23 protein-coding genes and 2 pseudogenes are annotated in these 25,923 nt (G+C 56.3%); 9 read left to right on the top strand and 16 right to left on the bottom strand.

All coding sequences use genetic code 11. From position 1 onward, the window contains the following. Positions 1-9: 9 nt before the first annotated feature. From A6723_RS29585 to coxB, 4 genes are all read right to left on the bottom strand, one after another. Complete coding sequence (locus A6723_RS29585; RefSeq protein ID WP_054910650.1) at positions 10-897, bottom strand: cytochrome c oxidase subunit 3; 888 nt, start codon at positions 895-897, stop codon at positions 10-12. A gap of 22 nt (positions 898-919) precedes the next feature. Further along, the gene (locus A6723_RS29580) at positions 920-1,477 is read right to left on the bottom strand and encodes a cytochrome c oxidase assembly protein (protein ID WP_054910649.1); all 558 of its coding nucleotides are present in this window, start codon (positions 1,475-1,477) and stop codon (positions 920-922) included. 110 nt (positions 1,478-1,587) lie between these two features. After that, a complete protein-coding gene (ctaD, locus tag A6723_RS29575) occupies positions 1,588-3,183 on the bottom strand; it encodes a cytochrome c oxidase subunit I (RefSeq protein ID WP_065348218.1) in 1,596 nt (531 codons plus the stop codon). A gap of 10 nt (positions 3,184-3,193) precedes the next feature. Next, on the bottom strand, positions 3,194-4,318 hold the full coding sequence (gene coxB / locus A6723_RS29570) for a cytochrome c oxidase subunit II (protein ID WP_082450863.1): 1,125 nt from the start codon (positions 4,316-4,318) through the stop codon (positions 3,194-3,196). Between the two features lie 417 nt (positions 4,319-4,735). Here coxB and A6723_RS29565 point away from each other — a divergent pair, with 417 nt between their 5' ends. Continuing rightward, positions 4,736-5,380 (top strand): hypothetical protein, encoded by a 645-nt coding sequence (locus A6723_RS29565; protein ID WP_024763723.1) that lies wholly within the window; start codon positions 4,736-4,738, stop codon positions 5,378-5,380. 3 nt (positions 5,381-5,383) lie between these two features. Here A6723_RS29565 and A6723_RS29560 read toward each other — a convergent pair whose 3' ends face one another. The 3 genes and pseudogenes from A6723_RS29560 to A6723_RS29550 form a co-directional block, all read right to left on the bottom strand. Then, positions 5,384-6,919 carry a SulP family inorganic anion transporter gene (locus A6723_RS29560; protein WP_054910646.1) on the bottom strand — a complete coding sequence of 512 codons (1,536 nt, stop codon included), beginning with the start codon at positions 6,917-6,919 and terminating at the stop codon, positions 5,384-5,386. 193 nt (positions 6,920-7,112) lie between these two features. Further along, the gene (locus tag A6723_RS29555) at positions 7,113-7,829 is read right to left on the bottom strand and encodes a carbonic anhydrase (RefSeq protein ID WP_045213528.1); all 717 of its coding nucleotides are present in this window, start codon (positions 7,827-7,829) and stop codon (positions 7,113-7,115) included. A 279-nt stretch (positions 7,830-8,108) separates the two neighbouring features. Beyond that, positions 8,109-8,945, bottom strand: a pseudogene (locus tag A6723_RS29550) (PA0069 family radical SAM protein); the annotation flags it as partial. Positions 8,946-8,983: 38 nt separating this feature from the next. On the opposite strand from A6723_RS29550, the gene A6723_RS31525 reads away from it, so the two are divergent. The 3 genes from A6723_RS31525 to A6723_RS31520 all read left to right on the top strand — a co-directional run bounded on the left by A6723_RS31525 (position 8,984) and on the right by A6723_RS31520 (position 13,146). Next, positions 8,984-10,585, top strand: a complete 1,602-nt coding sequence (locus tag A6723_RS31525) for a recombinase family protein (protein WP_082450861.1) — start codon at positions 8,984-8,986, stop codon at positions 10,583-10,585. 268 nt (positions 10,586-10,853) lie between these two features. Then, positions 10,854-11,267, top strand: a complete 414-nt coding sequence (gene mobC, locus A6723_RS31965; protein WP_024015010.1) for a plasmid mobilization relaxosome protein MobC — start codon at positions 10,854-10,856, stop codon at positions 11,265-11,267. A gap of 1 nt (position 11,268) precedes the next feature. Further along, positions 11,269-13,146: a relaxase/mobilization nuclease domain-containing protein gene (locus tag A6723_RS31520; RefSeq protein ID WP_082450859.1), complete on the top strand. Its 1,878-nt coding sequence runs from the start codon at positions 11,269-11,271 to the stop codon at positions 13,144-13,146. A gap of 24 nt (positions 13,147-13,170) precedes the next feature. Here A6723_RS31520 and A6723_RS31960 read toward each other — a convergent pair whose 3' ends face one another. Continuing rightward, complete coding sequence (locus A6723_RS31960; RefSeq protein WP_139093100.1) at positions 13,171-13,617, bottom strand: hypothetical protein; 447 nt, start codon at positions 13,615-13,617, stop codon at positions 13,171-13,173. 19 nt (positions 13,618-13,636) lie between these two features. Next, entirely contained in the window at positions 13,637-14,512 is an 876-nt protein-coding gene (locus A6723_RS31955) for a hypothetical protein (RefSeq protein WP_139093099.1), read from the bottom strand. A 571-nt stretch (positions 14,513-15,083) separates the two neighbouring features. On the opposite strand from A6723_RS31955, the gene A6723_RS31950 reads away from it, so the two are divergent. Continuing rightward, a complete protein-coding gene (locus tag A6723_RS31950) occupies positions 15,084-15,707 on the top strand; it encodes a hypothetical protein (RefSeq protein WP_024015014.1) in 624 nt (207 codons plus the stop codon). Between the two features lie 53 nt (positions 15,708-15,760). Here A6723_RS31950 and A6723_RS29540 read toward each other — a convergent pair. The 6 genes and pseudogenes from A6723_RS29540 to prlC all read right to left on the bottom strand — a co-directional run. Next, a pseudogene (locus A6723_RS29540) lies at positions 15,761-16,012 on the bottom strand (radical SAM protein); the annotation flags it as partial. A gap of 227 nt (positions 16,013-16,239) precedes the next feature. Beyond that, positions 16,240-17,844 carry an inorganic phosphate transporter gene (locus tag A6723_RS29535; RefSeq protein ID WP_054910643.1) on the bottom strand — a complete coding sequence of 535 codons (1,605 nt, stop codon included), beginning with the start codon at positions 17,842-17,844 and terminating at the stop codon, positions 16,240-16,242. 218 nt (positions 17,845-18,062) lie between these two features. Beyond that, complete coding sequence (locus A6723_RS29530) at positions 18,063-18,347, bottom strand: type II toxin-antitoxin system RelE/ParE family toxin (protein WP_054910642.1); 285 nt, start codon at positions 18,345-18,347, stop codon at positions 18,063-18,065. Then, positions 18,337-18,582 carry a type II toxin-antitoxin system Phd/YefM family antitoxin gene (locus A6723_RS29525; RefSeq protein ID WP_054910641.1) on the bottom strand — a complete coding sequence of 82 codons (246 nt, stop codon included), beginning with the start codon at positions 18,580-18,582 and terminating at the stop codon, positions 18,337-18,339. The genes A6723_RS29530 and A6723_RS29525 overlap by 11 nt, the downstream gene beginning before the upstream one ends. 118 nt (positions 18,583-18,700) lie before the next feature. Further along, a complete protein-coding gene (locus tag A6723_RS29520; RefSeq protein WP_024763727.1) occupies positions 18,701-18,970 on the bottom strand; it encodes a YheV family putative zinc ribbon protein in 270 nt (89 codons plus the stop codon). Beyond that, positions 18,970-21,015 carry an oligopeptidase A gene (prlC, locus tag A6723_RS29515; RefSeq protein ID WP_139093098.1) on the bottom strand — a complete coding sequence of 682 codons (2,046 nt, stop codon included), beginning with the start codon at positions 21,013-21,015 and terminating at the stop codon, positions 18,970-18,972. The genes A6723_RS29520 and prlC overlap by 1 nt, the downstream gene beginning before the upstream one ends. Positions 21,016-21,091: 76 nt before the next feature. On the opposite strand from prlC, the gene A6723_RS29510 reads away from it, so the two are divergent. From A6723_RS29510 to A6723_RS29495, 4 genes are all read left to right on the top strand, one after another. Further along, positions 21,092-21,634, top strand: coding sequence for a gamma carbonic anhydrase family protein (locus tag A6723_RS29510; RefSeq protein ID WP_037011704.1), 543 nt, complete (start codon positions 21,092-21,094; stop codon positions 21,632-21,634). A gap of 248 nt (positions 21,635-21,882) precedes the next feature. Further along, complete coding sequence (locus A6723_RS29505; protein WP_054910639.1) at positions 21,883-23,043, top strand: hypothetical protein; 1,161 nt, start codon at positions 21,883-21,885, stop codon at positions 23,041-23,043. A gap of 58 nt (positions 23,044-23,101) precedes the next feature. Then, the gene (locus tag A6723_RS29500) at positions 23,102-23,575 is read left to right on the top strand and encodes a hypothetical protein (RefSeq protein ID WP_054910638.1); all 474 of its coding nucleotides are present in this window, start codon (positions 23,102-23,104) and stop codon (positions 23,573-23,575) included. 56 nt (positions 23,576-23,631) lie between these two features. After that, entirely contained in the window at positions 23,632-24,276 is a 645-nt protein-coding gene (locus tag A6723_RS29495; RefSeq protein ID WP_054910637.1) for an HAD family hydrolase, read from the top strand. Positions 24,277-24,743: 467 nt separating this feature from the next. On the opposite strand, the gene argE is transcribed toward A6723_RS29495, so the two are convergent. Next, entirely contained in the window at positions 24,744-25,895 is a 1,152-nt protein-coding gene (gene argE / locus A6723_RS29490; protein ID WP_139093097.1) for an acetylornithine deacetylase, read from the bottom strand. Between the last annotated feature and the right edge of the window lie 28 nt (positions 25,896-25,923).

The following is a 25,923-nucleotide window of genomic DNA, read 5'->3' as shown; positions in this document are numbered from 1 at the left end:
CATCGCGCCTCACAGCACGTAAACGAAGATGAACAGCCCGATCCACACCACATCGACGAAGTGCCAGTACCAGCTGGCCGCTTCGAAACCGAAGTGTTTGTCGGCGTCGAAGTGCCCGCGGATGATGCGGATCAGCATGATGCTCAGCATGATCGCGCCGATGGTCACGTGGGCGCCGTGGAAGCCGGTGAGCATGAAGAAGGTCGCGCCGTAGATGCCCGAACCCAGAGTCAGGCCCAGTTCGCTGTAAGCCTCGTGGTACTCATACGCCTGCAGCACCAGGAAGCACGCGCCCAGCGCCACGGTCAGCGCCAGCCACATTTTCAGCGGGCCACGATGGTTCTTCTTCATTGCATGGTGAGCGAAGGTCACGGTGAAACTGGAGGTCACCAGCAGCAAGGTGTTGATCAGCGGCAGCTTCCACGGATCGATCACTTCCTTGGGCGGCGGGAAGAGTTTGTTGTCCGGGTTGCTCAGCTGCGGCCAGCCGGTCTCGAACTGCGGCCAGAGCATGTGCGAGATGCCGTGATGCCCTTCGCCGCCCAGCCACGGGTTGACGAAGTGGCGTACGTAGAACAGGGCGCCGAAGAAGGCGGCGAAGAACATCACCTCCGAGAAGATGAACCAGCTCATGCCCCAGCGGAACGAGCGATCCATCTGCGGGCTGTAGAGCCCGCCGCGGCTTTCCTTGATGACGTTGCCGAACCAGCCGAACAGCATGTACGCCAGGATCAGCCCGCCGGCGAAGAAGATCCACGGGCCGTGGGAGTGCTCCTTGCCGGCGCTCATGTCGTTCATCCAGGTGCCAACGCCGAACAGCGTCACCAGCATGCCGACGGTGGCGATGATCGGCCACTTGCTCTGCGCGGGGACGTAATAGGGATCGTGGGTTGCCATTGTTCTTGTTCTCCTTTGCCCTTCAGCGCTCGTTACTGGCCACGGGTGGCTTGCGGGCAGTGATGTCGAACAGCGTGTAAGCAAGCGTCAGGTGACGCACATCCTTGGGCAGGTCGCGGTCGACAATGAAACGCACCGGCATTTCGATGCGCTCGCCCGGCTGCAGGACCTGCTGGGTGAAGCAGAAGCATTCGGTCTTGTGGAAGTAGGTGGCCGCCACCGACGGCGCGATGCTCGGGATCGCCTGGGCGGTCATCGGCTTGTCGGTGGGGTTGCGCGCCACGAACAGCATCTGGTTCACCGCGCCCGGGTGCACCACCAGCTGTTCCGACTCGGGGTGGAATTCCCAGACCATGTCGATGTTGTTGTTGGCGACGAACTGGATCTTCACCTCACGCGACTGATCGACCACCTGGCCATCGCCCTGGTAGGCGGTGCCGGAGGTCTTGCCGTTGATGCCCAGCGCCTTGCACATCACGTCGTACAGCGGCACCAGGGCGAAGCCGAAGGCGAACATGGCGATCACGGCAATGACCAGCCGGGTCACCAGCTTGCGCGTTTCGATGTTGCCGTCGCTCATCTTGTTGTCCTCTTTTCGTAGGAGCGAGCTTGCTCGCGAACCACCTGAAGCCATGGCCTCCGGGGGGAGGCCGGTTCGCGAGCAGGCTCGCTCCTACAAGAGCCAGTTCCTCACTTCACCTCGGGCGGCGTGGTGAAGGTGTGGTACGGCGCGGGCGACGGAATCGTCCACTCCAGGCCTTCCGCGCCATCCCAGGGTTTGGCCGGCGCTGCCGGGCCGCCACGGATGCACTTGATGACGATGAACAGGAACAGCAGCTGCGTGGTGCCGAACATGAAGGCGCCGATGGACGAGACCATGTTGAAGTCGGCGAACTGCAGGTTGTAGTCCGGAATCCGCCGCGGCATGCCGGCCAGGCCGACGAAGTGCATCGGGAAGAACGCCATGTTCATGCCGATGAAACTCATCCAGAAGTGCAGCTTGCCCAGGGTCTCGTCGTACATGTGGCCGGTCCATTTCGGCAGCCAGTAGTAGGCCGAGGCGAAGATGCCGAAGATCGCGCCGGGCACCAGCACGTAGTGGAAGTGCGCCACCACGAAGTAGGTGTCCTGGTACTGGAAGTCCGCCGGGGCGATGGCCAGCATCAGCCCGGAGAAGCCGCCGATGGTGAACAGGATGACGAAGGCCACGGCGAACAGCATCGGCGTCTCGAAGGTCAGCGAGCCCTGCCACATGGTCGACGCCCAGTTGAACACCTTCACCCCGGTGGGCACGGCGATCAGCATGGTCGCGTACATGAAGAACAGCTCGCCCACCAGCGGAATGCCGACCACGAACATGTGGTGCGCCCACACGACGAAGGACAGGAAGGCGATCGACGCGGTGGCGTAGACCATCGAGGTGTAGCCGAACAGCGGCTTGCGGCTGAAGGCCGGGATGATCGAGCTGACGGCGCCGAACGCCGGCAGGATCATGATGTACACCTCGGGGTGGCCGAAGAACCAGAACACGTGCTGGAACAGCACCGGGTCGCCGCCGCCGGCCGCGCTGAAGAAGCTGGTGCCGAAGTGGATGTCCATCAGCATCATGGTCACGCAACCCGCCAGCACCGGCATGACCGCGATCAGCAGGAACGCGGTGATCAGCCAGGTCCAGACGAACAGCGGCATCTTCATCAGCGTCATGCCCGGTGCGCGCAGGTTGAGGATGGTGGCGATCACGTTGATCGCGCCCATGATCGAACTCATGCCCATCAGGTGGATGGCGAAGATGAAGAAGGTCACGCTGTGCGGCGCGAAGGTGGTGGAGAGCGGCGCGTAGAAGGTCCAGCCGAAGTTCGGGCCGCCGCCGGGCATGAACAGCGTGCTCACCAGCAGGCCGAAAGCCGCCGGCAGCAGCCAGAAGCTGAAGTTGTTCATCCGTGGCAGGGCCATGTCCGGCGCGCCGATCATCAGCGGCACCATCCAGTTGGCCAGGCCGACGAAGGCCGGCATCACCGCACCGAAGACCATCACCAGGCCGTGCATGGTGGTCATCTGGTTGAAGAACGCCGGCTCGACGATCTGCAGGCCCGGCTGGAACAGCTCGGCGCGGATCACCATGGCGAAGGAGCCGCCAAGCAGGAAGGCGCAGAAGCTGAACCACAGGTACAGCGTGCCGATGTCCTTGTGGTTGGTGGTCAGTACCCAGCGCATCAGGCCCTTGGCGGGGCCGTGGTGGTGGTCGCCGGCGTGAGAATGGTCGGGGTGATCGATCACTGTACTCATCGCGGCCTCCTTATTGTTGTTTCTGCTTGTAGGCGACCACGTCCTGCGGGGTCACCATGTCGCCGTCGTTGTTGCCCCAGCTGTTGCGCTCGAAGGTGATCACCGCGGCGATGTCGACTTCCGAGAGCTGCTTGCCGAAGGCCGCCATGGCCGTGCCCGGAACGCCGTTGAACACGGTTTCCAGGTGGTGCTCCTTGGGCCCGGTGACGATCTTCGAACCCTTGAGCGCCGGGAACATCGGCGGCATGCCCTGGCCTTCAGGCTGGTGACAGGCGGCGCAGATGGTGTGGTAGACCTTGTCGCCACGGGCGACCAGCTCTTCCTTCGTCCATTCCTTGCTGGTCAGCTCCTTGAGCTTGACCGCCTCTTCCTTGCGCTCGGCCAGCCACTTGTCGAAGTCGGGCTTGGACTTCACGTCGACGACGATGGGCATGAAACCGTGGTCCTTGCCGCACAGCTCGGCGCACTGGCCGCGGTAGACGCCGGGCTGGTCGACCTTGGTCCAGGCCTCGTTGACGAAGCCGGGAATGGCGTCGCGCTTGACCGCGAAGGCCGGCACCCACCAGGAGTGGATCACGTCGCTGGAGGTGACCAGGAAGCGCACCTTGACCCCGGCCGGCAGCACCAGCGGGTTGTCCACTTCGAGCAGGTAGTGCTCGTCCTTGTCGGCCTTGTTGTGGATCTGGTCCTGGGGCGTGGCGAGGTTGGAGAAGAACTCCACATCCTGGCCCAGGTACTTGTATTGCCACTTCCACTGGTAGCCGGTGACCTGCACGTCCAGCTCGGGCTCCGAGGTGTCGTACATGTGGATCAGCGTCTTGGTGGCCGGGACGGCCATCACCACCAGGATCAGGAAGGGAATGACGGTCCAGAGGATTTCCACCGTGGTGCTCTCGTGGAAATGCGCGGGCTGCTGCCCGGTGGACCGGCGGTGGACGATCATCGACCAGAACATCGCGCCAAAGACGACGATGCCGATGACGACGCAGATCCAGAAGATCGTCATGTGCAGATCGAAGACGTTACGACTGACTTCTGTCGCACCGGGGGCCATGTTGACCGTCCAGGCGGCGTTTGCCTGACTGAAAGCCAAGAGCAAAAGGAAGCCCATCCAGACTCGTGGATGTCGCAGCATTCGGGTTCCCCTTATCGTTGTTTTTATCCCGCCGGCATAGCGCCCTAGCTGCGATCCCCATTGCAGAGGGGTCGAGCCTGAACAAGCCAACGGCCAAGGGAGTGACCGCCAAGACAACTTACTTTGACGTCTTACCTCGGCAGCACGCAGGGCAGGCCGGGTCCATCAGGTTTTCGGTGTGTCGAAGCGGAGTATAGCCACGGGTTGCGACATAACAACGCAGAGTAAAAACTGTGTTTGAAAGACCGAAGTGCGATCTCAAAGCCACGGACGGCGCGGCTTTGGAGTACCATGCTGGCCGTCTGATATGCCGTGTCGGCATAACCAGTTCATGAATATGACAATCGCGTCTTAGCTACGCCCGGGGTGCGGCTAAGGTCTTTCTTCACTTTCCAAACCCGTTGTCTTGGAGTTGTCATGAACACCGCTGCACTGCGTGAGCTGATCCGGAATGCCCATCTGCTCGAATCCCGCCATGGGCATCTCGCCCGTCTGATCCAGAGCCAACTGCAAAGCCTGCACCCGAGCATCGCCCTGGCCGGCGAGGACCCCAGCGGTACGCTGACGCGCTTCGTGCATGCCTATATCGAGCAGGTGCCGGATTTCCTCGATGCCGCCAACGCCGTGGCGCGAGCAGCCGGCATCGAGGACCGCATCAAGCCGGTGCTCAAGCTCGCCGAACAGTTCTTCCTCACCCCGCCAGCGCTGCTCGACGGCCACGACGGCCTGGACGCGCTGCTGGACGAGTCCTACCTCGCCCACCGCCTGGTGGAGGAAGTGAACGACCGCTACATCGCCCACTTCAACCAGCCGCTGATCCCGCTGGACACCACCGTGGCCAACCTGGTGGCGCACCAGCTGATCGGCGAGCCCTTCGCCAACCAGCTGGATGAAGCGGTGCACCATGCGGTCAACGGCATGCTCGACGACAGCACCTTCAGCGCCGAATCCGCCATCAGCTACCGCGCCCGCCTCAACGACCCGCAGGTTGTGATGGCCTGGCAGCAGTGGCCGTGCCTGTCGCGGCAGTTCGGCGTCGAGCTGGAGCTGGGCCGCGACTGAGGCTCAGCCTGCGCTCTGCAGCGCGCGCACCCGGCCCTCCACGCGGCGACGCAGGCCGTTGCCTTCCATGGACAGTCGGCAGTCGCTGGCCGCGGCGCTGCGGCCCCAGTCTTCGAGCAACTCCATGCACGCGTGGTCGATGTAGCTCAGGTGCTGCAACGGCACGCGCAGGTGCGTTCCCGGCTTCACCGACTGCAGCGCCTGGGACAGCGCCGGCACCTTGAGGAAGGTCGCTGCGCCCACCAGCCGCAGTTCGGCGCCATTGCCTTCATCGTCGTAGCGCAGATTGATCTTCAGCCGTGCGGCCTTGAATACCAGCTTCAGTACCGTCAGCGCGAAGCCCAGCAGCACGCCGGTCAGCAGGTCGGTGGCGACAATCGCCAGCGCGGTCACCGCATGCACCAGCACCGGCATGCGCCCATAGCGGCCCAGCGAGCGCAGCGCCTTGAGGTCCACCAGCTTGATGCCTGTGTAGACCAGCACACCCGCCAGGCTGGCAATGGGGATCTGCCGCAGCAGCCCGCCCAGCAGCACGACGAAACCCAGCAGCCAAAGCCCGTGGAAGATCGCCGAGGCGCGGCTGCGCGCGCCCGCCTGCACGTTGGCCGAGCTGCGCACGATCACGCCGGTCATTGGCAAAGCGCCAACCAGCCCGCAGAGCATGTTGCCCACGCCCTGGGCGCTCAGCTCGCGGTCCATATCCGATCGAGGGCCGGTGTGCATGCGGTCCACGGCAGCGGCAGAGAGCAGCGTCTCGGCGCTGGCAATGAAGGCGACCACCACGGCGGCCAATAGAATAGTCGGGTCTAGCAGGGCGCCGAGATCGCCGAGGCGCAGCCAGTCGATGGCATCTCCAAGGTTCTGCGGCACGCTCACGCGCAGCACATCGAGTTCCAGGGCGATGCTCGTCAACGTCGCCAGGCTCACGCCGATCAGGGCGCCGGGCAGCATGCGCAGCCGGCCCGGTTTGAAGCGGTCCCACAGCGCCATGCAGGCCATGGTGCCCAGCCCGAGCAGTGCGGCATCGAAGCCGCTCGCCTCGGACAGTAATGCCGTGGGGAAGGCCAGCAGGTTATCCAGCCCGGATGCCTGGGGCTTGAGGTCCAGCATCACGTGAACCTGCGACAGCACGATGAGGATGCCGATGCCGGCGAGCATTCCATAGACCACGGCCGGCGAGGTCACGCGGAACCAGCAGCCCAGGCGCAGCCTTCCCGCCACTAGCTGAAGCGCGCCGGCCAGCAGCAGGATGGGCCCGAGCATGGCCATGCCATGAGCGCGCACCAGCTCGAAGACCAGCACCGCAAGCCCCGCCGCCGGCCCGCTCACCTGCAGCGGCGAGCCGGCGAGAAAGCCGACGACCAGGCCGCCGATGATGCCGGTCACCAGCCCCTTGGCCGGCGGCATGCCCGAGGCGATGGCGATGCCCATGCACAACGGCAGGGCGACGAGAAAAACCACCACGGAAGCGAGCAGATCGCGTGGCAGCACTTGGCGTAGCTGGGAAAATCCGCATGGAACAGAGTGGGGAGCCGACATGGCGCTGTTCTCCTGAGCATTTTTCGGGCGCGCGAAAGCCCACGATGCCGGTCTCGACCGCATCGACACGCGCAATTCAAAGGGACGGCGTACGCGGTGGAAGCGTGCGCCTCAGGCAGGGATCAAGTAGAGAAGGGCGCGGCGTTTGTTCTGGAGGGCCGCCGCGCCCTGGGAGCTCGCTGGTATCAGCAGCTTACTGCGGGGAATAGCGCGGGCGCGGGGTGGCGCTGGGCGTCGGGCCTTCGCCGTCGAGGGCACGGAAGCGGCCTTCCTGGGCGTCGTAGGCCTTGATGGCGCTGGTCTCGATGTCGTACACCCAGCCATGGATGAACAACTGGCCGGACGCCAGGCGCGCGGCCACGGACGGGTGGGTCTTCAGGTGATCCAGCTGGGCGACCACGTTCTCTTCGGTCAGCACACCCAGATGCTCCTGGGTCGCGCAACCGCAGGTCTGCGCGACCACGGTGCGGGCTACTTCGGCGTGGCGCAGCCAGGCTTTTACCGTCGGCATGCCTTCCAGCGTCTGCGGCGCCAGCACTGCTTTCATCGCGCCGCAGTCGGAGTGGCCGCAAACGATGATGTGCTGCACGCCGAGCGCCATGACCGCAAACTCAATGGCGGTGGACACGCCACCGTTCATCTGGCCGTAGGGCGGCACGACGTTGCCGACGTTGCGGGTAACGAACAGGTCGCCCGGCGAGCTCTGGGTGATCAGCTCCGGAACGATGCGCGAATCGGCGCAGGTAATGAACATGGCGCGCGGGTTCTGCGCATGGGCCAGCTTCTTGAACAGCTCTTCCTGTTGCGGGAAGACGTCGTGACGGAACTGGCGGAAACCCTCGACGATATGGCGCAGCGCCTCGTCAGCGGTTTCGTGGGCGTGATCCTCACCGTGCGTTTTGTCGTTCATGTATCAGCCTCGAAGAATGACGAAGAATTTTCCCACGTCAGCCGACGCTCTCCCTGGGGAGAAAAGGCACAGCCGTGGGAAAAAATCTGGCGTGACCGGTAAGTCACTTTGTGCTCAAACCCTAGGCGAAGAAGATTAAACCAAAATTAAAAACCCGCTCTGGAATGAGCTTTTGCATGATGTTTCGGCGACATTCCAAGATGATATCGGCAAGCTATCATGGCATTGCGAGAGTGCGGCGATGCTATTCCGCTTGTCGACATTTCATCGGCTGCAAACTCAGAACAGGCTCATCTGGCTGCGCGGCGGGGCGAACGCCGTGCAGTCCAGGTTGAAGCTGCCGCGCCGGCCCAATCCCAGGCGGCGCATGGCGACCTCAAAGCGTTTGGCCAGCAGGTCGGCGAATGGGCCTTCGCCGCGAAAGCGGTGGCCGAAGCGGCTGTCGTAGATTTCCCCGCCGCGCAACTGGCGGATCAGGCTCATCACGTGGTTCGCGCGCTGCGGGTAGTGCGCCGCCAGCCATTCCTCGAACAGCGGGCCGACCTCGCGCGGCAAGCGCAGCATCATGTAGCTGGCGCTCTGGGCGCCGGCGTCGTGGGCGGCTTCGAGCAAGGCCTCCAGCTCGCGGTCGTTGATCATCGGAATCATCGGCGAACACAGCACGCCGACGGGAATGCCCTGTTCGCGCAGCACGCGGATCGCCCGCAGGCGCGCGGAGGGCGCGGCGGCCCGAGGCTCGAGGACGCGCTTGAGCTCATCGTCCAGCGTGGTGAGGCTGATCATCACGGCGACCAGGTTCTGTCTCGCCAGCTCCGCCAGCAGGTCGAGGTCGCGCAGGATCAACGAGCCCTTGGTGACGATGGTCAGCGGGTGGCGGAAGCGCAGCAACACTTCGAGGATTTGCCGGGTCAGGCGCTGCTGGCGCTCGATGGGCTGGTAGGGATCGGTGTTGGCGCCCAGGTTGATCGGCGCGCAGACGTAGCCCTTGCGGCTCAACTCCTCCTCCAGCACTTCGGCGGCGTTGGTCTTGGCGATCAGCTTCGTCTCGAAATCCAGCCCTGGCGACAGGTCCCAGTACGCATGGCTGGGCCGCGCGTAGCAGTAGATGCAGACGTGCTATGTTATTGGTTCCACTCTCCAAGATTGGTTAAAAAATGACCAAAAAGTGCTTTCCTTATGTTCGTTTCTCATCTACCCGCCAGGAAGATGGATCAACGAGAACACGCCAAAATGAGCTTATAGAGGCGTTTGTGGCCAAGCACGGCTTGGAGGTAGATCGACACCTTGAAGACGCCGGAACGTCTGCTTTTCACGGTAAACACGCTGGTTCCGATGGTGTGCTTGGTCAGTTTCTCAAAGAGGTAAGGAAAGGAGAAATTGAAAAAGGTTCTTATCTACTTATAGAGAACTTTGACCGATTATCACGGGATAAAATCGTTCGTAGTAATAAGATTTTTACTGACCTTTTATTTTCAGGCATCAAGATAGTCATTCTTGATAAGAATAAAATTTATGATGCCGATAATCTTGATTTTGGTGATTGGATTACTGCTCTTGTTGAATTTGAAAGGGCTAACGCAGAAAGTCAGCGTAAAAGTGATTTTTCAAGCAAGGCTTGGAAACTCAATAGAGATAAGATGCACAATGGTGAAATCGTCACTAAAAAAGTTCCTACTTGGTTAAAAGTAGAAAACAACACATTCATCATTGATGAAGTAAAAATAGACAGAATAAGAACACTTTTCAGGCTTTCCCTTTCCAAAGGCTTACAGGAAGCAACCAAAGAATATAATTCACTTTATGGTGAAAAACTTGCTATTCATCAGGCTCAATATCTATTGAGCAATAGAAAGTTAATTGGTGAGCATCAGCCGCAAAAAATTCATTACAACGAAAATGGTCGGCTCATTAGAAAAGATGAAGGAAATCCTATTCCAGACTATTACCCGCAGGTAATAGATGAAGATTTATTCTTAAAGGTTCAATCCGTCATCACATCAAGGAAACCATTTTCAGGTAGATATTCAGCCCAAAGATATAATGTTTTCCGTGATTTAATTTTTTGCCGTTTTTGTGGCGGAACTATTCGCTATATGAATAAAGGCGAAAGAGATTATTTTATCTGTACAAACTCGATGACAGGTAAATGTGGTTTAAAAGGCCAGCAATCAATTCGTGGTAAAAAAGTATTTAGCCGCTTTTTTAAATTCACCAATGGCATCAATATTGGAACTCTATTAGAAGAAAATACCAATGCCGATGAAATCAAAAATGAATTGATGAAATTGGAGAACCAAAAAAACAAAATTTCTAATCGTCTTGATGATTTTAAATCTCAAATCAAAAAGATGGTTATGGAAGGTGAAACCATTCCAGAAACATACAATGAGATTATTGTTGATTTAGAAAATAGCATCATAAAATATGATGCTGAAATTGAAATCAAAAACAAAGAACTCGACAAGATTATTTCTTCATTTAGGTCATTCTATGATTTACAAGGAATTGATATTGAAAAAATCATCTATGACAAATCACAAGAAGCAATTGAAAAACGAGTTCAATATAACAATGAACTAAAAAACATCATCAAGAAAATCCAGATTGATTACTTGAATGATATTTTACATGTAGAGTTTTCCAATGGTGTTAATCGCCACATTCTCAATGATGAATTGGCAAATGAATACAATAAAGATGAAATTGAAAATTCTTGGGCTAGCGTAGTTAAATCTATTGCTCAAAAAACTAATTAACCAGTTTTATTTTCAGTTATCCAAGGCCACTAAATAGTGGCCTTTTTTGTTTCCATTATTTTGTTATCAATTTAAATGGCAGTCCACGCCACTTGAAAACATTAAAATATATGATACAACATTTATATGGCATTCTAATTATATGCGAGCAATAACAATGGAGTGCCACTTCGTGGACTTCCATTGTTGCTCGATTTTCTGCACTTCGTTTAGAAAATATAAAAGCGGAAAGACTGCCAAAATTAAGATAACAATTTAAGGTGATTATATGAGTGATTTATTTCCAGATAAGGAGAAGAAAAAAGCAAACAGAAGTAAAGGTTCTACCATAACAATTAGAACAACAGAAAAGACTGCACTTGCATTCCAAGAATTAAAAATTAAAACCGGCTTAACCTATGAGCAGTTGATTGAAAAAATAATTACAGATGGTTTTGGTTTGATTGTTGAAATTAACAACCCATCACTAAAAGCCACATATGAAAGTTTTGAGAAAAAAATATCTGAGCCATACAACAATCTTAATCAAATAGCCAAGCATCTAAATAGTGGTGAGGTTGTTCCAGAACACCTTTGGAAAACATTAGAGAAAATTGACTTTATGTTTACAACTTTAAATAAATTACTCCGTGACCAAAGTAAATATGTAAGGATAGAAAAGAACATCAACAACAAGGAGTAATATGATAAGAAAAAAAGCCAGCAGCCAAAAAACAAAAAGAGGAATTAAGAGAACAGCCAATTACATTCTTAAAGATAAAGGCTGCTGCCTTTATGAAGCCAGTTTTATTCATAGACCAAACATCATCAAAGACGATTTAGTAAATAGATTATCAAGTGAAATTGATGATGATGTTAATTTTTACAACAACAATAGAAAACAAGGTTCTACCCAGCAAGTAAGAACATATCACGATATAGTAAGTTTTCACACTAATGATGATATGAACCCACAAAAGGCATTACAGATTGCAAAAGAACTTTATGAAAAAACTCATAATCTCAGCAATCGCAAATACTTGATGGCTGTTCATAATGACACAGATGAAATGCACGTCCATATCATTTGGTCAGTTAGAGATAACAACGGAAAGACTTACAAGCAAAAAGATGATTATCGCATCATTGAAATTGAATGCGATAAGTTAGAAGATAAACACAAATTGATTAAGCCAAAAAATAGAAAAGCAACATCTAAAAATAAAAATGACATTGAAAAACTTCCATCTACTAATGAAAGAATGCTTGATGTTAGAGGTATAGTTTCTAATAAGCAGAAAATGAAAGACGCTTTAAAGCCTTATCTTGATAATGCTTCCAGTCCTTCCGACTTTATCAACCAAATAACCGAAAATGGCTTTAATGTCATTCATAATGGGAAATCATCTTTCTCCATTCAACTCGATGACCAAATATTCAAAGCATCAGAACTAAACCTTTCTTACAAGACCTTAAAAGCAAAACTTGGAGAAGATGAAGAGTTTGAAAATACTCTATCCAAAAAACATCAGGTAAAAAAACAAGCCGAAGATTGCTTTTTATTATCCAGTGATACAAAGCCTGATTTTATGAATAGGGTAAACCCTAAATCAGTGTTAAGCACGAAATTCAAATATGAACAACACAATGACAAGGTTGAGTATTTCTATAATACATACAACAGCAAAAAATCTTTTGAATACTATAAAGACCCTTCAAAAGTCTTATTTAATGACACATCAAGACAATCAGCAAAAGCAGGTTTGCAAAGATTGCTTGCTGATTCAAACCCACCAAGCACCTTTACAGTGAGTGGCGGGAACCATTTTAAGAAAAATATATGGCTTGAATTTCAGTTAATGGGATTGGAAGCCAAAGGCTTTACCTTGGAAGGTTATCAACCTAAACCAGCCGATTTAGAAGAATTGAAGAAAATCCAAGAGCAATACGCTTCAATGAATAAAAAGGTTGAGCCTAAACAACCAGAAATGGCCATAGAAGCCCCTAAACCAGTTTTCCCTATACCTACCCAGGAAAAACCTAAACCACTTCAAAAAGCACCAGAGAAGCCACCAGTTGAAGAGGTTGACCCCGTTCGCAAGCAATTTAATGACTTGTTGAGCAGTATAACCCCTGCAATGCTTTGCGTTGCTCATAAAGCCCTTACATGTAAATCTTGTTTTGGTTCTAATTTTGAGAATGCACCAGAGCAAAAGATTGAAGATTTCCGCCGTGTTAATCGTGAATTACCACAATTTAAAGAAGAATTTTCGAAAGAAATTGAAGAGAGAAAAGCCTTTCTTGAAAATCAATTCAGTTTTCAGCGTAGATATAACAACTACCAACAAGAAAAGAGAATTGAAGAAGAAAGAAATAAACCAGTTCAACCAGTTGAAAAACCTATTCAACCTGAACCAGTTAAAAAACAAAATTCAACAGAATTTGGAAATTCCAATTCTTATGAAGAAATGATTAGAAGAATGGAAGAACAAGAGAAATTGAAGAGAGAAGCACAAGCAAGAAATGAACAAGAGAAAGAAAAAAAGCAGAAATCAAGGAAAACAAACAGTTACAGACCTTAATAATAAAAGCCCATCAGGGCTTTTTTAATTACATTCTCCATAGTAGTTCAGCATAATCTTTTCAATACCTAATGATTGAACGCTGCCGCTCACTGCCATTGCATAGTCATCATTAGAAGTGCAGTAAAACCCTTTTGAGTTAGGTAGTTCAATCGTCACCTCACAACCTTCCACATCTGCAAAGCCAACACCCGGAACAAATTGCTTAAAAGTAGTAAATCTATGGGAAACATAATTCACATCTGGATATGTTGAAGATAGAAGCCCAGGAACATTAGATGCTTTGTCATCACACTCTTTTGCCTTATCTACTGGCTCAATTTCAGTTTCACCAGTAAATACTATTGAACCATTAGGTAAGTGTCCACCACCATCTATTTCAAGAGGTATTTGCATTCTAAAACCAGCATTCGCAGAGAATGCTGTAATCATCATTGTTGTTGCTAATATTGCTTTAATTTCATTTCTCATATAGTCCTTATGTTGTTAATTAAAATGGTAATTCTTCATCACAGATAGATAATTCATCAGTATTGCTTTTAGGTTTTTCTGCTACCGTTGGTAAAAAACCTTTTCTTACTTTTTCAAACTCAACCAAATAACCAGTTAATTCTCTCCCTTCCTTGATAGGCTCAACAGATTTCAAGAACTCTATTTTAATTAGTTCTTCGTGAGCTTTCTTTATATACTCATATGTTTTTGTCTTTGTTGAAAAATTGCTTTGCAACCTATCTAATATGTCGGAAATCTTAAATCTAACACTATCAGCGTAGTGATTAGTTAGATAAAACATATATAGAACCCTTGCATAATCCCCTTCAATTTCTTTGAACTTATCGAACTTAAAATTAAAGATTAGGTCAGTGTCGTGTTTGTAAAAATTCTCAAATTCTTTATTGAATGTAATGACTGTATTTTCTTTATCGTTAGCATCTTCAACGATATTATTCAGCAAATGACACTTGTAAGTAATAGAGTCATATCTAAATTCAAGATAAAATTTCATCATATTCTTTAATGATTTTCTTAACTTCTCTATATACACCTTTTTATTGCTTGGGTGGACTTTATGAAATTTCATAAAGTGCTTCATATTTATTGTGAATGTGAGCTTGTCTGACTTCAATTTCTTTTGAAGAATGTAATAGAAAACATCAAAATCGAAATTCACAGACAAAGGTATAAAGTCCATTTCAACATCTTCATAAGAATAAAATTTGTCTATTTTTATAGTTACTCTTTCTTTTTTTGAGTTCTTTACAGATTGAAAAATTGGAAGATGAAGGATTGACTTTGCAAAAGTCATATACTTGTCTTGTGCATAAATACTTTTTGAAGTTTGAAATTGATTAAATATTAAATCCATAGGGCATCCTTTTATTGATTATATACATATATCAAACCATAGATTTTATATAAGTCAATAGAACTACGCGGGGAGTATTCGATTAGCACTATAATGCTACATATTACGCGGGGAGTATTTTACATATAATGCGGGGAGTATTTACATATTACGCGGGGAGTATCTGCATATTACGCGGGGAGTATTGGTTGTATTTTTGGCTTAAAATCAGCATAAATCAGTACCCTTAAATACTCTTAAATACTTTTATTGAATTCGAATGTGTTTTTTTGATTTCAGCAGAGCACGCCCTAACGGGCTAAAACCACTGGAATAAGCGAACAAAGTTCGCAGATTTGAGAAGCGAAGCGAAGCAAATCATAAAACGAAGTTTTTCAGTGCGTTTTGCATAATGGTTATTTACAGATAATTACATATTACGCGGGGAGTATTTAATACAAACCCTAGAAAATCCGGTGCATAGAGCCACCCATATATCTCCTGAAAATATATTTAAAAAGTTCCTCCGACTTTCTTGACATTATATATTTATATGGGAAAATATAAGTAAGAGAATAAGAAAGAGGAATATATGAGTGAAGATAATAGAAAGTTTGATAAGTATATTGGTGAAATAAACGACCTTTTAGTTTCTTATGTCAATAAAGAAACTGCTTATGATGTTTGTAGTGTGTATTTGATTGATGATTATGACGCTTATTTGTCAATCATCGAAAAAGTAAAAGAGATTGAAAGCAAGTATTCATTTGCTAGAAAAATCTCTTTTATTGAAGTGCCTAGTAAAACCTTCGCAAAGATAAACGCAACGAATTTCCCATCATTTAAACTTATTAAGTCAAAGAAGTGCTCTGCTCTTCTTCTTAATAGTTATGTGAGTGAAAACCCTAATCTTGCAGAAATTTTCACAATGGAAAATGTGAGTGCAGGGAAAATCAAATTATATGAGAAGGTTTTCCAAGATTGTCTTTATCTCTCATATAAAGATTATGCGACTAAAGAAACAGTAATAATCAAAAGAAATATTGGAATTGGAACTGTAATTTTCTCCAATAATCATTTTGCTACTGAAAGAAAAGCAACAATGATGAGAATTGATAGAAAAGAAAATCAGCCAAATGTCATCAAATACAGGGATTGGTATTTGTTAGAAATGGACGATGACATTCAACAATTGGTCAATATGGTTGATTGCTGATACTGGTCATTTAGAACGCTTGAACGAGTTCAACCGTCCTAAAAGACCTTGATGGAACCTTTTGCAGAGCATATCCAGCCATGCTCGCAGCCGCGATAGGGATTGATCGAGCGGTCGAAGGGCAGGTCCGGCGACTGATTGCGCGAGATCACCGTCTTCGCCCGCTCGGTGCGGATTTCGGTCACCTGGGGCTTGGGCACTTCGTCGTACCAATCGTTATCCACAGGCACCGAGGTGGTCGGCGCGAAGCGGTTGTGCGGATTGCTGGCGGTGCCCCGGCCGCGGGGTGGGAGGGAAGTGGACATGTGGGAAAGCTCTGAAGAAATACTGTATATGAATACAGTAATCCACGGAGTTTTCCACAGCCAGCAATAACTGCTCGGCGGTCGGCGCTGCTCACTGGACGCGCCGTCTTTGTACGGAAACGGGTTCTTTGCAGGAGCGAGCCTGCTCGCGAACCGCTTGGCTCCCAGGCAGTCGGGAAATTCTGTTCGCGAGCAAGAACTAGGCGTCCCCCTCGCCCCTGCAGGGTTTACATCAGCCGGGTGAACAACCAGTACAACCCCGCCGCCAGGGCGATGGCGGCTGGCAGCGTCAGTACCCAGGCCAGCAGCATGTTGCGGATGGTCGGCCATTGCAGGCCGCTGCCGTTGGCCGCCATGGTCCCCGCCACTCCCGAGGAGAGCACTTGCGTGGTCGACACCGGCAGGCCGAAGCCATCCGCCGCGCCGATGGTGAGCATGGCCACCAGTTGTGCCGAGGCGCCCTGTGCATAAGTCAGCGGGGTCTTGCCGATGCCTTCGCCCACCGTGGTGACGATGCGCCGCCAGCCAACCAGCGTACCCAGCCCCAGCGCCAGGGCGACTGCGACCTTCACCCACACGGGAATGAAGCGGATGGTGCGGTCGGCCTCATGGCGCAGCGCCTGCAGGCTGCTCCAGGTGTCCAGGTCGAAGCGCTGGCCGCTGCGGTCCAGCAGGCGGATGGTTTCCAGGCTCAGGTAGAGGTCGTTGCGCAGGTCCTGCACCTCTTCGACGGGCACCTTGTCCAACTGCCCGTGGCGCTGCAGCCGTGCGCCAATGTCGCCGATCACGCTGCCCAGCGATGGCAGCAGTTCGGGATGCACGACTTCGTCTTTCTGATAGCTCAAGAGGGCCTGGCGCGGGTCCGCCGCAGGCGTGCCGCCGCTGCGGTGCAATTGCTCCTGGCTGGTCTGGAGGAGGGCGAGCAACTGGCGGTATTGCTCCGGTGAATGGGCGCGATCCACCGCGAAGGCCAGGGGAACGGTGGCAATCAGGATCAGCATGATCAGGCCGATGCCCTTCTGCCCGTCGTTGGAGCCGTGGGCGAAAGACACACCGGTACAGGTGAGGATGAGGATCGCGCGAATCCATCGGGGTGGCGGCGTGCGGCCTTCCGGTGCATGGAACAGCGCGCGGTTGCGGATGGTGGAACTCATCACGCGTAGCAGCACGAACGCGGCGAAGAAGCCCACCACCGGCGACAGAAAGAGTGCGTAACCCACTGTCGTCAGCTGCGACCAGGCGTTGCCCGATATGCCGATGTGCCCGGCCATGGCGCCGTGGGCCAGGCCGATGCCGACGATGGAACCGATCAGCGTGTGCGACGAGGACACCGGCAACCCCAGCCACCAGGTGCCGAGGTTCCACAGGATCGAGGCGATCAGCAGGGCGAAGATCATCGCTAACCCGGCGCTGCTATCGACCTTCAGCAGCAGGTCCAGCGGCAGCAGCGAAACGATGGCAAAGGCCACCGCACCGCTGGAAAAGAGCACCCCGAGAAAATTCCACAATCCCGACCAGGCCACCGCGAATCGGGGTGGCAGTGCATTGGTATAGATGACCGTGGCCACCGCGTTGGCCGTGTCGTGGAAGCCGTTGATGAACTCGAAGCCCAGGGCGATCAGCAACGCGACCACCAGTACCAGCACTGACCAGCCAGGCTCCAGGTGGGTGCCGCTGGCGCGGATGTCATGGCCGAGCGCGGCAAAGGTGAAGACCAGCGCGCCGGCCAGCAGCAGGAAGAAGGTCAGGCGCCCCTTGAAGCCATGGGTTTCGCGCAGCACGGGGCTGATCGGGAACTGCGTCAGGCGCGAGGCGCGCATCACCTCCAGCATGCCAAAGCGGTCAAGCACGTGAGGGCTTCCTTCGGGTCGGTGGGGACGTCTGGGTCACGGCGGACTCCTTGCGGCGATGCTCTACAGACTAGCCGGCCGTGACGATCATGGACTGGAAGGCAGAGCGGGATCGACGTTCATGCTATGCCGATGGGGAATCAGGATTCCTTGATGTCGATGCTGGCGACGGGTGTTTCGTCGCGCCGATGCGTTCAATTTCAGCGACGCTGTTCAGCCGCACTGTAGACCTCGCCACGTTCTCGCTTGCCGATGGCGACTACCGAGACCACAACACGCTCGTCTTCGACGCGATAGACCAGGCGATAACCCGCCGAGCGCAATTTTATCTTGTAGTGGTCTGCCAGGCTGTGGAGGGCATCGGCCTGGACGCGAGGCTCCTTCAGGCGCTCGCCCAGCTTTCGTTTGAACTGCTCGCGCACCGCATGACCCAGTTTGTGCCATTCCTTCAGCGCGGCTGGCAGGAACTCCAGTTCATAGCTCATCGAGCGATACCGGGACGCCTTTGTCACCCAACCTCGCACGAGCGATTTCTGCCAGCTCCAGGTCCTCAAGACGTTCGAGGATCGATTCGAACAGTTCGGCCGGCACCATGTAGCCCATCACCTTGTTGTGATTGAGTACCGCCACCGGTTCGCCGCCGGATTCTGCCAGCACAGCGGAAGGATTCTTCTTCAGTTCAGAAACGCTGACGGCGGTGCTGGCAAGCAGGGTCTGCATAAATAGCTCCAAATAATGGATCAATTTTTGGTCATTATAGGACGTGCCGGCAAGCTTGATCTGGCGGAAAAAGAAATGCCCCGGCAAGCCGGGGCATTTTCCATGACTCAGTCGAGCCTTATTCCTGCGGCTTCTTCAGCTTCGGATTAGGGAAGAACTGAACCCCCTGCACCTTCGGGTCCTTGGGCTTTTCCAGCGCGCTGGTGTTGACGCGGGTGGACAGCTCTTTCGGCACCGACTGGCCCTGGGCGTTGAGGGTATCGGCGTAGCCACAGGCCACGCATTCGCGGTGCGGCACACCGTCGACGTCCCACATGACGATCTTGTCCTGCTCGCTGCACGCCGGGCAGACGGCCCCGGCGATGAAGCGTTTCTTCACCTCGCTCATCACGCCGCCTCCTCGGAGAGGCCCGAGTGGCGCAGCAGGGCGTCGATGGACGGTTCGCGGCCGCGGAAGGCGACGAACAGCGCCATCGGCTCCTGGGAGCCGCCCTTGGCCAGGATCGCGTCGCGGAAGGCCGCGCCGGTCGCCGGGTTGAGCACGCCTTCTTCCTCGAAGCGCGAGAAGGCGTCGGCGGACAGCACTTCGGCCCATTTGTAGCTGTAGTAACCGGCGGCGTAACCGCCGGCGAAGATGTGCGCGAAGCTGTTGGCGAAACGGTTGTACGCCGGCGGGCGCATCACCGCGACTTCAGCGCGGATCGCCTCGATCACGTCGAGCACGCTGCGGCCGTCGCCATGGGTGGCGTGCAGCTCGAAGTCGAACAGGGAGAACTCCAGCTGGCGAACCATCATCAGGCCGGACTGGAAGTTCTTCGCGGCGAGCATCTTCTCCAGCAGATCCTGCGGCAGCGGCGCGCCGGTTTCGTAGTGGCCGGAGATTAGCGCCAGGCCTTCGGGCTCCCAGCACCAGTTCTCCATGAACTGGCTCGGCAGCTCCACTGCGTCCCAGGCCACGCCGTTGATGCCAGAGGCGCCGGCGTGCTCGACGCGGGTCAGCAGGTGGTGCAGGCCATGGCCGAACTCGTGGAACAGGGTGGTCACTTCATCGTGGGTCAGCAGCGCAGGCTTGCCGCCGACGGCTGGAGTGAAGTTGCACACCAGGTAGGCCACCGGCGCCTGCAGGTCGCCGCCAGCGGTGCGGCGACGGTCGCGGGCGCCGTCCATCCAGGCGCCGCCACGCTTGTTGGCGCGGGCGTAGAGGTCGAAGTAGAAGCGGCCGACGTGCTGGCCGTTTTCCTCGATCTCGAACAGGCGCACGTCCGGGTGCCAGCGCTCGAAGTCGTTCAGTTCGCGGATCTGGATGCCATAGAGCTTCTGCACGATGGCGAACAGGCCGCCAAGCACCTTGTCGATCGGGAAGTATTCGCGCAGGGCTTCCTGGGACACGCTGTAGCGCGCCTCGCGCAGCTTCTCGCCGAAGTAGCTGGCGTCCCAGCTCGACAGGTTCGGGCAACCCTGCTCGGCGGCGTAGGCCTTGAGCTGCTCCAGGTCCTGGGCGGCGAAGGGCTTGCTGCGCACGGCCAGGTCGCGGAGGAAGTTCAGCACTTGCTCGGGCGTCTCGGCCATCTTGGTGGCCAGGGACAGCTCGGCGAAATTCTTGAAGCCCAGCAGGCGCGACAGCTCCTGGCGCAGGTCGAGGATTTCCTGCATCACCGGGCCATTGTCGTTCTGCCCGGCATTCGGGCCCTGATCGGAGGCGCGGGTGCAGTACGCGGCGTAGACCTCTTCGCGCAGGGCGCGGTCTTCGGCGTAGGTCATCACGGCGAAGTAGCTGGGGAATTCCAGGCTGATCAGCCAGCCGTCGAGTTCCTTGGCCTGCGCGGCAGCCTGCATCTGCGCCTTGGCCGAGTCGGTCAGGCCGGCGAGGGCGGCTTCGTCGGTGACGTGCTTGGTCCAGGCCTGGGTGGCGTCCAGCAACTGGTTGGAGAAGCGGCTGCCCAGCTCGGACAGGCGCGTCTGGATCTCGGCGTAGCGCTGCTGCTCGTCGGCCGGCAGGTCGATACCCGACAGGCGGAAGTCGCGCAGGGCGTGTTCTAGGATGGTCTTCTGGGCGACGTCGTAACCCTTCGACTCGGGGCTTTTGGCGAGCGCCTCGTAGGCCTTGAACAGCTCGGGGTTCTGCCCCAGCTCGGTCCAGTAGGCGGACAGCAGCGGCAGGCAGCCTTCATAGGCGTCGCGCAACTCGGCGCTGTTGCACACCGCGTTGAGGTGGCTGACCGGGCTCCAGGCCTTGCCCAGGCGGTCATGCAGTTCGTCCATGGCCAGCACCAGGCCGGCCCAGGTCGGGGTGCCGTTCTGCTGGGCGAGGATACGCGCGATGGCCGCGCGGTTGTCGGCGAGGATCTGCTCGATGGCCGGCTTCACGTGTTCGGGGCGAATGGACGAGAAGGGCGGCAGGTCGTAGCTCTGCAGAAGAGGATTCGCGCTCACGGTGGCACCTTGGCTGAAGAAACACTCGGCCATCTTAAATACAATCGGGCCTATTCGCAGCCAGAGAGACTCTATCGTGACTATTCGTTCGTATCAGGGCAAAACGCCATCTCTCGGCGAGCGCGTCTTCGTCGACGCCAGCGCCGTGGTCATCGGTGACGTGGAGATCGGCGCCGACAGCTCGGTCTGGCCGCTGGTGGTGATCCGCGGTGACATGCACCGCATCCGCATCGGCGCGCGCACCAGCGTGCAGGACGGCAGCGTGCTGCACATCACCCATGCCGGCCCGTTCAACCCGGACGGCTTCCCGCTGACCATCGGCGACGAAGTGACCATCGGTCACAAGGTGCTGCTGCATGGCTGCACCATCGGCAGCCGCATCCTGGTGGGCATGGGTTCGATCGTGATGGACGGTGCGGTGATCGAGGACGAGGTGATCCTCGGCGCCGGCAGCCTGGTGCCGCCGGGCAAGGTGCTGGAGAGTGGCTTCCTCTATGTCGGCAGCCCGGTGAAGAAGGCCCGTCCGCTGACGGACAAGGAGCGTGCGTTCTTCAGCTATACCGCCGGCAACTACGTGAAGCTGAAGGATCAGCATATTGCCGAGGGGTTTGCCGGCTGACCGCACCTGCGCCCATGTTCTGATCGTGCTCATTCGGTTGGGCGGTTCGCGAGCAGGCTCGCTCCTACAGGACGCCATGCGCTCTTTGTAGGAGCGAGCTTGCTCGCGAACCCCGGCCAAACCGCCAGACGGCCCGCCGCGCCAGACCTCGCACCCTATACTGAGCCAAGGTGACCGGACGCCAGGGCGTGCCCGGCCGAAGTCAGTAGCGGGCGGCGCCGGGGATGCCGCCGAGCCGGCGGGCGGCCATGAACAGTCTGTGCTCTTTCTGCTCCACCGTTTCGCCCTGGCGGCGTGGCGGTGTCGTTGCGCTGCTTCTGCTGGCGCTGGGCGGCTGTGCCCATCACCCCGCCACACCCACCGCTCCGCTCACCGAGGCCACCTGGCGCCAGGTCGATGCCGACATCGGCGCCGCCTCCCTGGCCGCCACCTCCCAGGCCCGCGCCTACGCCGAAGAAGCCATGCAGCAGTGGATGGACCTGGTCTACCAGCGCACCGACGAAAAATTCATTCCCTGGTTCTCCAGCTACTGGACCCAGCAATGGCTCGGCATGAAGGTCGCCTGGTACAAGATGGGCTCCCACGGTGACCTTGACCCCACCGTCGACAAGCTGGCCGTCTACCTGCAGGAGCAGTACCGCAAGCAGGTGCTTGTCCCGGTCGCCAAGCAGGTCGACCCCGACGCGGTAATGGAGAAAGCTACCCGGCACTACGTCGAACTGCTGACCGTCGCGCTGAAGGAAATTCCCCAGCGCCGCGGCATTCCGCAGAAGGCTTTCGATGAACACCTGATGGGGATTCCGGCGATCAGCCTGGGGCCGCCGTCCAGTCGCGATGCCTCGCTCTACGACGTGGTGCACGCCAAGGACATCGGCAAGCTCCCGGCCTTCGCCGCGTTGATGCAGGAAATCCGCACGGCGTCGGGCAAGGCTGGCGCCGGCACCAGGGTCAGCGGCGTGTCGCCGGTCGCCCAGCGCACCAGCGCCAAGCTGGTCAACGAACTGAAGAACCGCAGCATTGTCGGCGTGGTGGCCGGCGCGGCTGGCAAGGTCGCCGGGTCGGTAATCTCCGTCGCCTTCACGCTGTTCAGCATGGCCGGCAACGACCATGCGCGGCCCGAGGTGGAAACCCAGTTGCGCAAGGAGATCAACGCCGCGTTCGACGAACAGTGGCTGGCGCTGATGCGCGACCCGGACGGCGGCGTAATGGCCGGCGTCGATCACCTCGGCGGCCGCGTGCAGGAAAAGCTCGCCGGCCAGCTGGCCCAGCCGGAGGATGAGCCCGAGTCGGATGCCACCGTGCAGACCTACGGCGTCGGTGGTGATCCGCCGGTAAATGTCAGCGGCAGCTTCCGCATACTGCGCCAGGGGAAGGGTTATGCGCCTGACAGCGACCTTCAGGGCGAATGATGGCAAGGGAAGGGTGCGCCTTGCATACTGGGGAACGATTGCAGGTCAGGGAGCTGGTATGACTCCGCCCTATTGCGCAGTTTGCGGCAAGGATTTCCGTGGGGAGTACTTCCACACCGGCAAGGGTGGCGACCTGCTGCGCTTCCGCGACTATGCGCCGCTAGCCGATGGCGCAGTGGGTATGCCCCGCGGCGCTGCGTGGTTCTGCCGGATGCACCTCGAAGACGCACGCACCCTCGATGCTCAGCCACTGGGCGAAGCGATCGAGGTGCTGCGTCGACGCTTCGGTGGCTTTCCGCCTCCGGCCATCGGTCCCATGCCGGACCCCGAGCTCTGGGTTGTATGTGCCGGGAGCAACCTGGCTGCCGTTCTGCGGCTGGTCCGCTCTTCATCTGGCTGGACGCCGGCCCAAGCGCGCGAGCGGCTAATGGCGGGGCCGTTCTGCTTGGCTTCAGGCTGGCCCTGCGAACTGGCCCCGTGGGTCGAGCTTCTCCGACAGGCGGGGGCGAGCGTGGAGATTCGATATCCCTGAATGCCGGGAGGCGCGTTATTCTTCCCGCCCGACTTTCGCGGCCGGACGCTGATCCCATGCATTACCAGAACATCCTCTTCGACCTCGACGGCACCCTCACCGATCCGCGCGAGGGCATCACCCGTTCGATCCAGTACGCCCTCGCCCAACTGGGCATCGACGAGCCTGACCTGCGCCAGCTCGAACACTTCATCGGCCCGCCGTTGCTGCAGTGTTTCATGAGCACCTACGACTTCGACGAGGCGCGCGCCTGGGAGGCGGTGAACCACTACCGCGTGCGCTTCAAGGACACCGGGCTGTACGAGAACAAGGTATTCGACGGCGTTGGCGAGCTGCTGCAACTGCTCGGCGGCCAGGGCCGCACGCTGTACATCTGCACCAGCAAGCCGACCGTGTTCGCGGCGGAAATCGCCCGCCACTTCGACTTCGCCAAACATTTCAAAGTGATCTACGGCAGCGAGCTGGACGGCACGCGCACCAACAAGGTGGAGCTGATCGAGCACCTGCTGGGTATCGAGAAGCTGGACTTGGCGCAAACGCTGATGATCGGCGACCGCAAGCACGACCTGATCGGTGCGCACCGCAATGGCCTGTCCGCGGCCGGTGTCGGCTATGGCTTCGGCAGCCGTGAAGAGCTGATGGCGGAAAGCCCGGCGCACTACTTCGCGAGCATGGACGAGCTGCGCGCGGCGTTTGCCTGATATTCCTGTGCCGGGACTGTTCGCGAGCAAGTTCGCTCCCACGAAGAGCAATTGCTCCCTGTAGGAGCGAGCTTGCTCGCGAACCGACGTGACAGCCCGTACCGTGGTATGCCCCCGTGCGTTCCCAACCAGATTTGCGGCCGGCTCAGCGTGGGGGGGCTGTTGTAGGAGCAACCGTCTTCTCTGGATAGTCCGTCGCTGCGTCTTCCCCCCTCACCCCAACCCTGGCTGCGCGCCCCGCTCCTCAGGGAGAGGCGGCAGTTCGAGCCGGCTGACGCGAAGGTTTCATCCTGCACCGAACGATCCCGTCTCCCCTTGGGAGAGGGCTAGGGTGAGGGGATGGCCCAAGTGCGGAGGTATCTCGTAGGAGCGAATTCATCCGCGATCGATTCCCGGCCGCTCCGAGCAAGCTGGTTGCACATCGCGGACGCAGCCCGCTTACGCTACCGGGTACACCGCGTGGTGCGTCAGCTGCGCAGCCACTCCGCCAGCCGCCCCATCATCTCGTCGCACCTGGCCAACTGCTCCAGGCTGACGAATTCGTCCGGCTTGTGGCCCTGGTCCATGCTGCCCGGGCCGCAGACCACGGTGGGAATGCCGGCCTGGTCGAACAGCCCACCCTCGGTGCCGTAGGCGACGGTGGTGAAGTCGCGCGAACCGCTCAGCAGCGCGATCAGCTCGGCGGCCTGGGCCTGCTGGTCGGTGACCAGGGCGGGATAGGCCGAGAGTTCGCTGAAGCGAATATCCGTCTCGGCCTTCACCGCGCGCATCTTCGGCAGCAGCTCGGTTTCAGCGAAGGTGCGCAGGTCATTGGCGACCTGTTGCGGATCGTCGCTGGGCAGCGCGCGTACTTCGAAATCGAACTGGCATTCGGCGGGCACGATGTTCAGTGCGCGGCCGCCGCTGATCACGCCCGTCTGCACGGTGGAGTAGGGCGGATCGAAGCGTGGATCGTGGCGCTCCGGCGCGGCCAGGCGGGTGCCGATCTCGCCGAGGCGGCCGATCAGCTTCGCCGCATACTCGATGGCGTTCACGCCCTGCGGCGCATAGGCCGAGTGGCACGGTGCACCGTGCACCTGGCAGCGCATGGCGAGCTTGCCCTTGTGGCCGAGCACCGGCTTGAGCTCGGTGGGTTCGCCGATGATGCAGACCATCGGCTTGTGCTCGCGGTGCTCCAGCGCGGCGAGCAGCGAGCGCACGCCGAGGCAGCCGACTTCCTCGTCATAGGAGAACGCCAGGTGTACCGGCAGGCGCAGCGGTTGGGCGAGAAACGCCGGCACCGCCGCCAGCACGCAGGCGATGTAGCCCTTCATGTCCGCGGTGCCGCGCCCGTAGAGGCGGCCGTCGCGCTCGGTCAATTCGAACGGCGGGACCGTCCATGGCTGGCCGTCGGTCGGCACCACGTCGGTGTGGCCGGACAGGCACACGCCGCCGCGGTCCTGCGGACCCAGCGTCGCGTAGAGATTGGCCTTGCCGCCTTCGGCGTCGTGGAACAGCTCGCAGGCGATGCCGAAGCCGGCGAGGTAGTCGCGGATGTAGTGGATCAGCGCCAGGTTGGAATTGCGGCTGACGGTGTCGAAGGCGATCAGGTCGGCAAGGATTTCACGGCTGGAAGGCATGGTTGGGTCCTGCATTGGGGCTTTCATT

This window comes from Pseudomonas sp. AU11447 (assembly GCF_001672555.2).
In the GTDB taxonomy this organism is placed as follows: Bacteria; Pseudomonadota; Gammaproteobacteria; order Pseudomonadales; family Pseudomonadaceae; genus Pseudomonas; species Pseudomonas nitroreducens.
This window is presented reverse-complemented; position numbering and strand designations above follow the sequence as displayed.

Bases quoted from the DNA above. Each gene is read 5' to 3' on its own strand.
- argE (WP_139093097.1), bottom strand. From the start codon at position 25,895: ATGCCTTCCAGCCGTGAAATCCTTGCCGACCTGATCGCCTTCGACACC.
- A6723_RS29525 (WP_054910641.1), bottom strand. From the start codon at position 18,582: ATGCAGACCCTGCTTGCCAGCACCGCCGTCAGCGTTTCTGAACTGAAG.
- A6723_RS29505 (WP_054910639.1), top strand. From the start codon at position 21,883: ATGAACAGTCTGTGCTCTTTCTGCTCCACCGTTTCGCCCTGGCGGCGT.
- A6723_RS29530 (WP_054910642.1), bottom strand. From the start codon at position 18,347: ATGAGCTATGAACTGGAGTTCCTGCCAGCCGCGCTGAAGGAATGGCAC.
- A6723_RS31525 (WP_082450861.1), top strand. From the start codon at position 8,984: ATGACCAAAAAGTGCTTTCCTTATGTTCGTTTCTCATCTACCCGCCAG.
- A6723_RS29560 (WP_054910646.1), bottom strand. From the start codon at position 6,919: ATGTCGGCTCCCCACTCTGTTCCATGCGGATTTTCCCAGCTACGCCAA.
- A6723_RS31960 (WP_139093100.1), bottom strand. From the start codon at position 13,617: ATGAGAAATGAAATTAAAGCAATATTAGCAACAACAATGATGATTACA.
- A6723_RS31950 (WP_024015014.1), top strand. From the start codon at position 15,084: ATGAGTGAAGATAATAGAAAGTTTGATAAGTATATTGGTGAAATAAAC.
- A6723_RS29495 (WP_054910637.1), top strand. From the start codon at position 23,632: ATGCATTACCAGAACATCCTCTTCGACCTCGACGGCACCCTCACCGAT.
- A6723_RS29565 (WP_024763723.1), top strand. From the start codon at position 4,736: ATGAACACCGCTGCACTGCGTGAGCTGATCCGGAATGCCCATCTGCTC.
- A6723_RS29585 (WP_054910650.1), bottom strand. From the start codon at position 897: ATGGCAACCCACGATCCCTATTACGTCCCCGCGCAGAGCAAGTGGCCG.
- A6723_RS31955 (WP_139093099.1), bottom strand. From the start codon at position 14,512: ATGGATTTAATATTTAATCAATTTCAAACTTCAAAAAGTATTTATGCA.
- A6723_RS29555 (WP_045213528.1), bottom strand. From the start codon at position 7,829: ATGAACGACAAAACGCACGGTGAGGATCACGCCCACGAAACCGCTGAC.
- coxB (WP_082450863.1), bottom strand. From the start codon at position 4,318: ATGCTGCGACATCCACGAGTCTGGATGGGCTTCCTTTTGCTCTTGGCT.
- A6723_RS29535 (WP_054910643.1), bottom strand. From the start codon at position 17,844: ATGCTGGAGGTGATGCGCGCCTCGCGCCTGACGCAGTTCCCGATCAGC.
- A6723_RS29500 (WP_054910638.1), top strand. From the start codon at position 23,102: ATGACTCCGCCCTATTGCGCAGTTTGCGGCAAGGATTTCCGTGGGGAG.
- A6723_RS29580 (WP_054910649.1), bottom strand. From the start codon at position 1,477: ATGAGCGACGGCAACATCGAAACGCGCAAGCTGGTGACCCGGCTGGTC.
- A6723_RS31520 (WP_082450859.1), top strand. From the start codon at position 11,269: ATGATAAGAAAAAAAGCCAGCAGCCAAAAAACAAAAAGAGGAATTAAG.
- A6723_RS29520 (WP_024763727.1), bottom strand. From the start codon at position 18,970: ATGAGCGAGGTGAAGAAACGCTTCATCGCCGGGGCCGTCTGCCCGGCG.
- ctaD (WP_065348218.1), bottom strand. From the start codon at position 3,183: ATGAGTACAGTGATCGATCACCCCGACCATTCTCACGCCGGCGACCAC.
- mobC (WP_024015010.1), top strand. From the start codon at position 10,854: ATGAGTGATTTATTTCCAGATAAGGAGAAGAAAAAAGCAAACAGAAGT.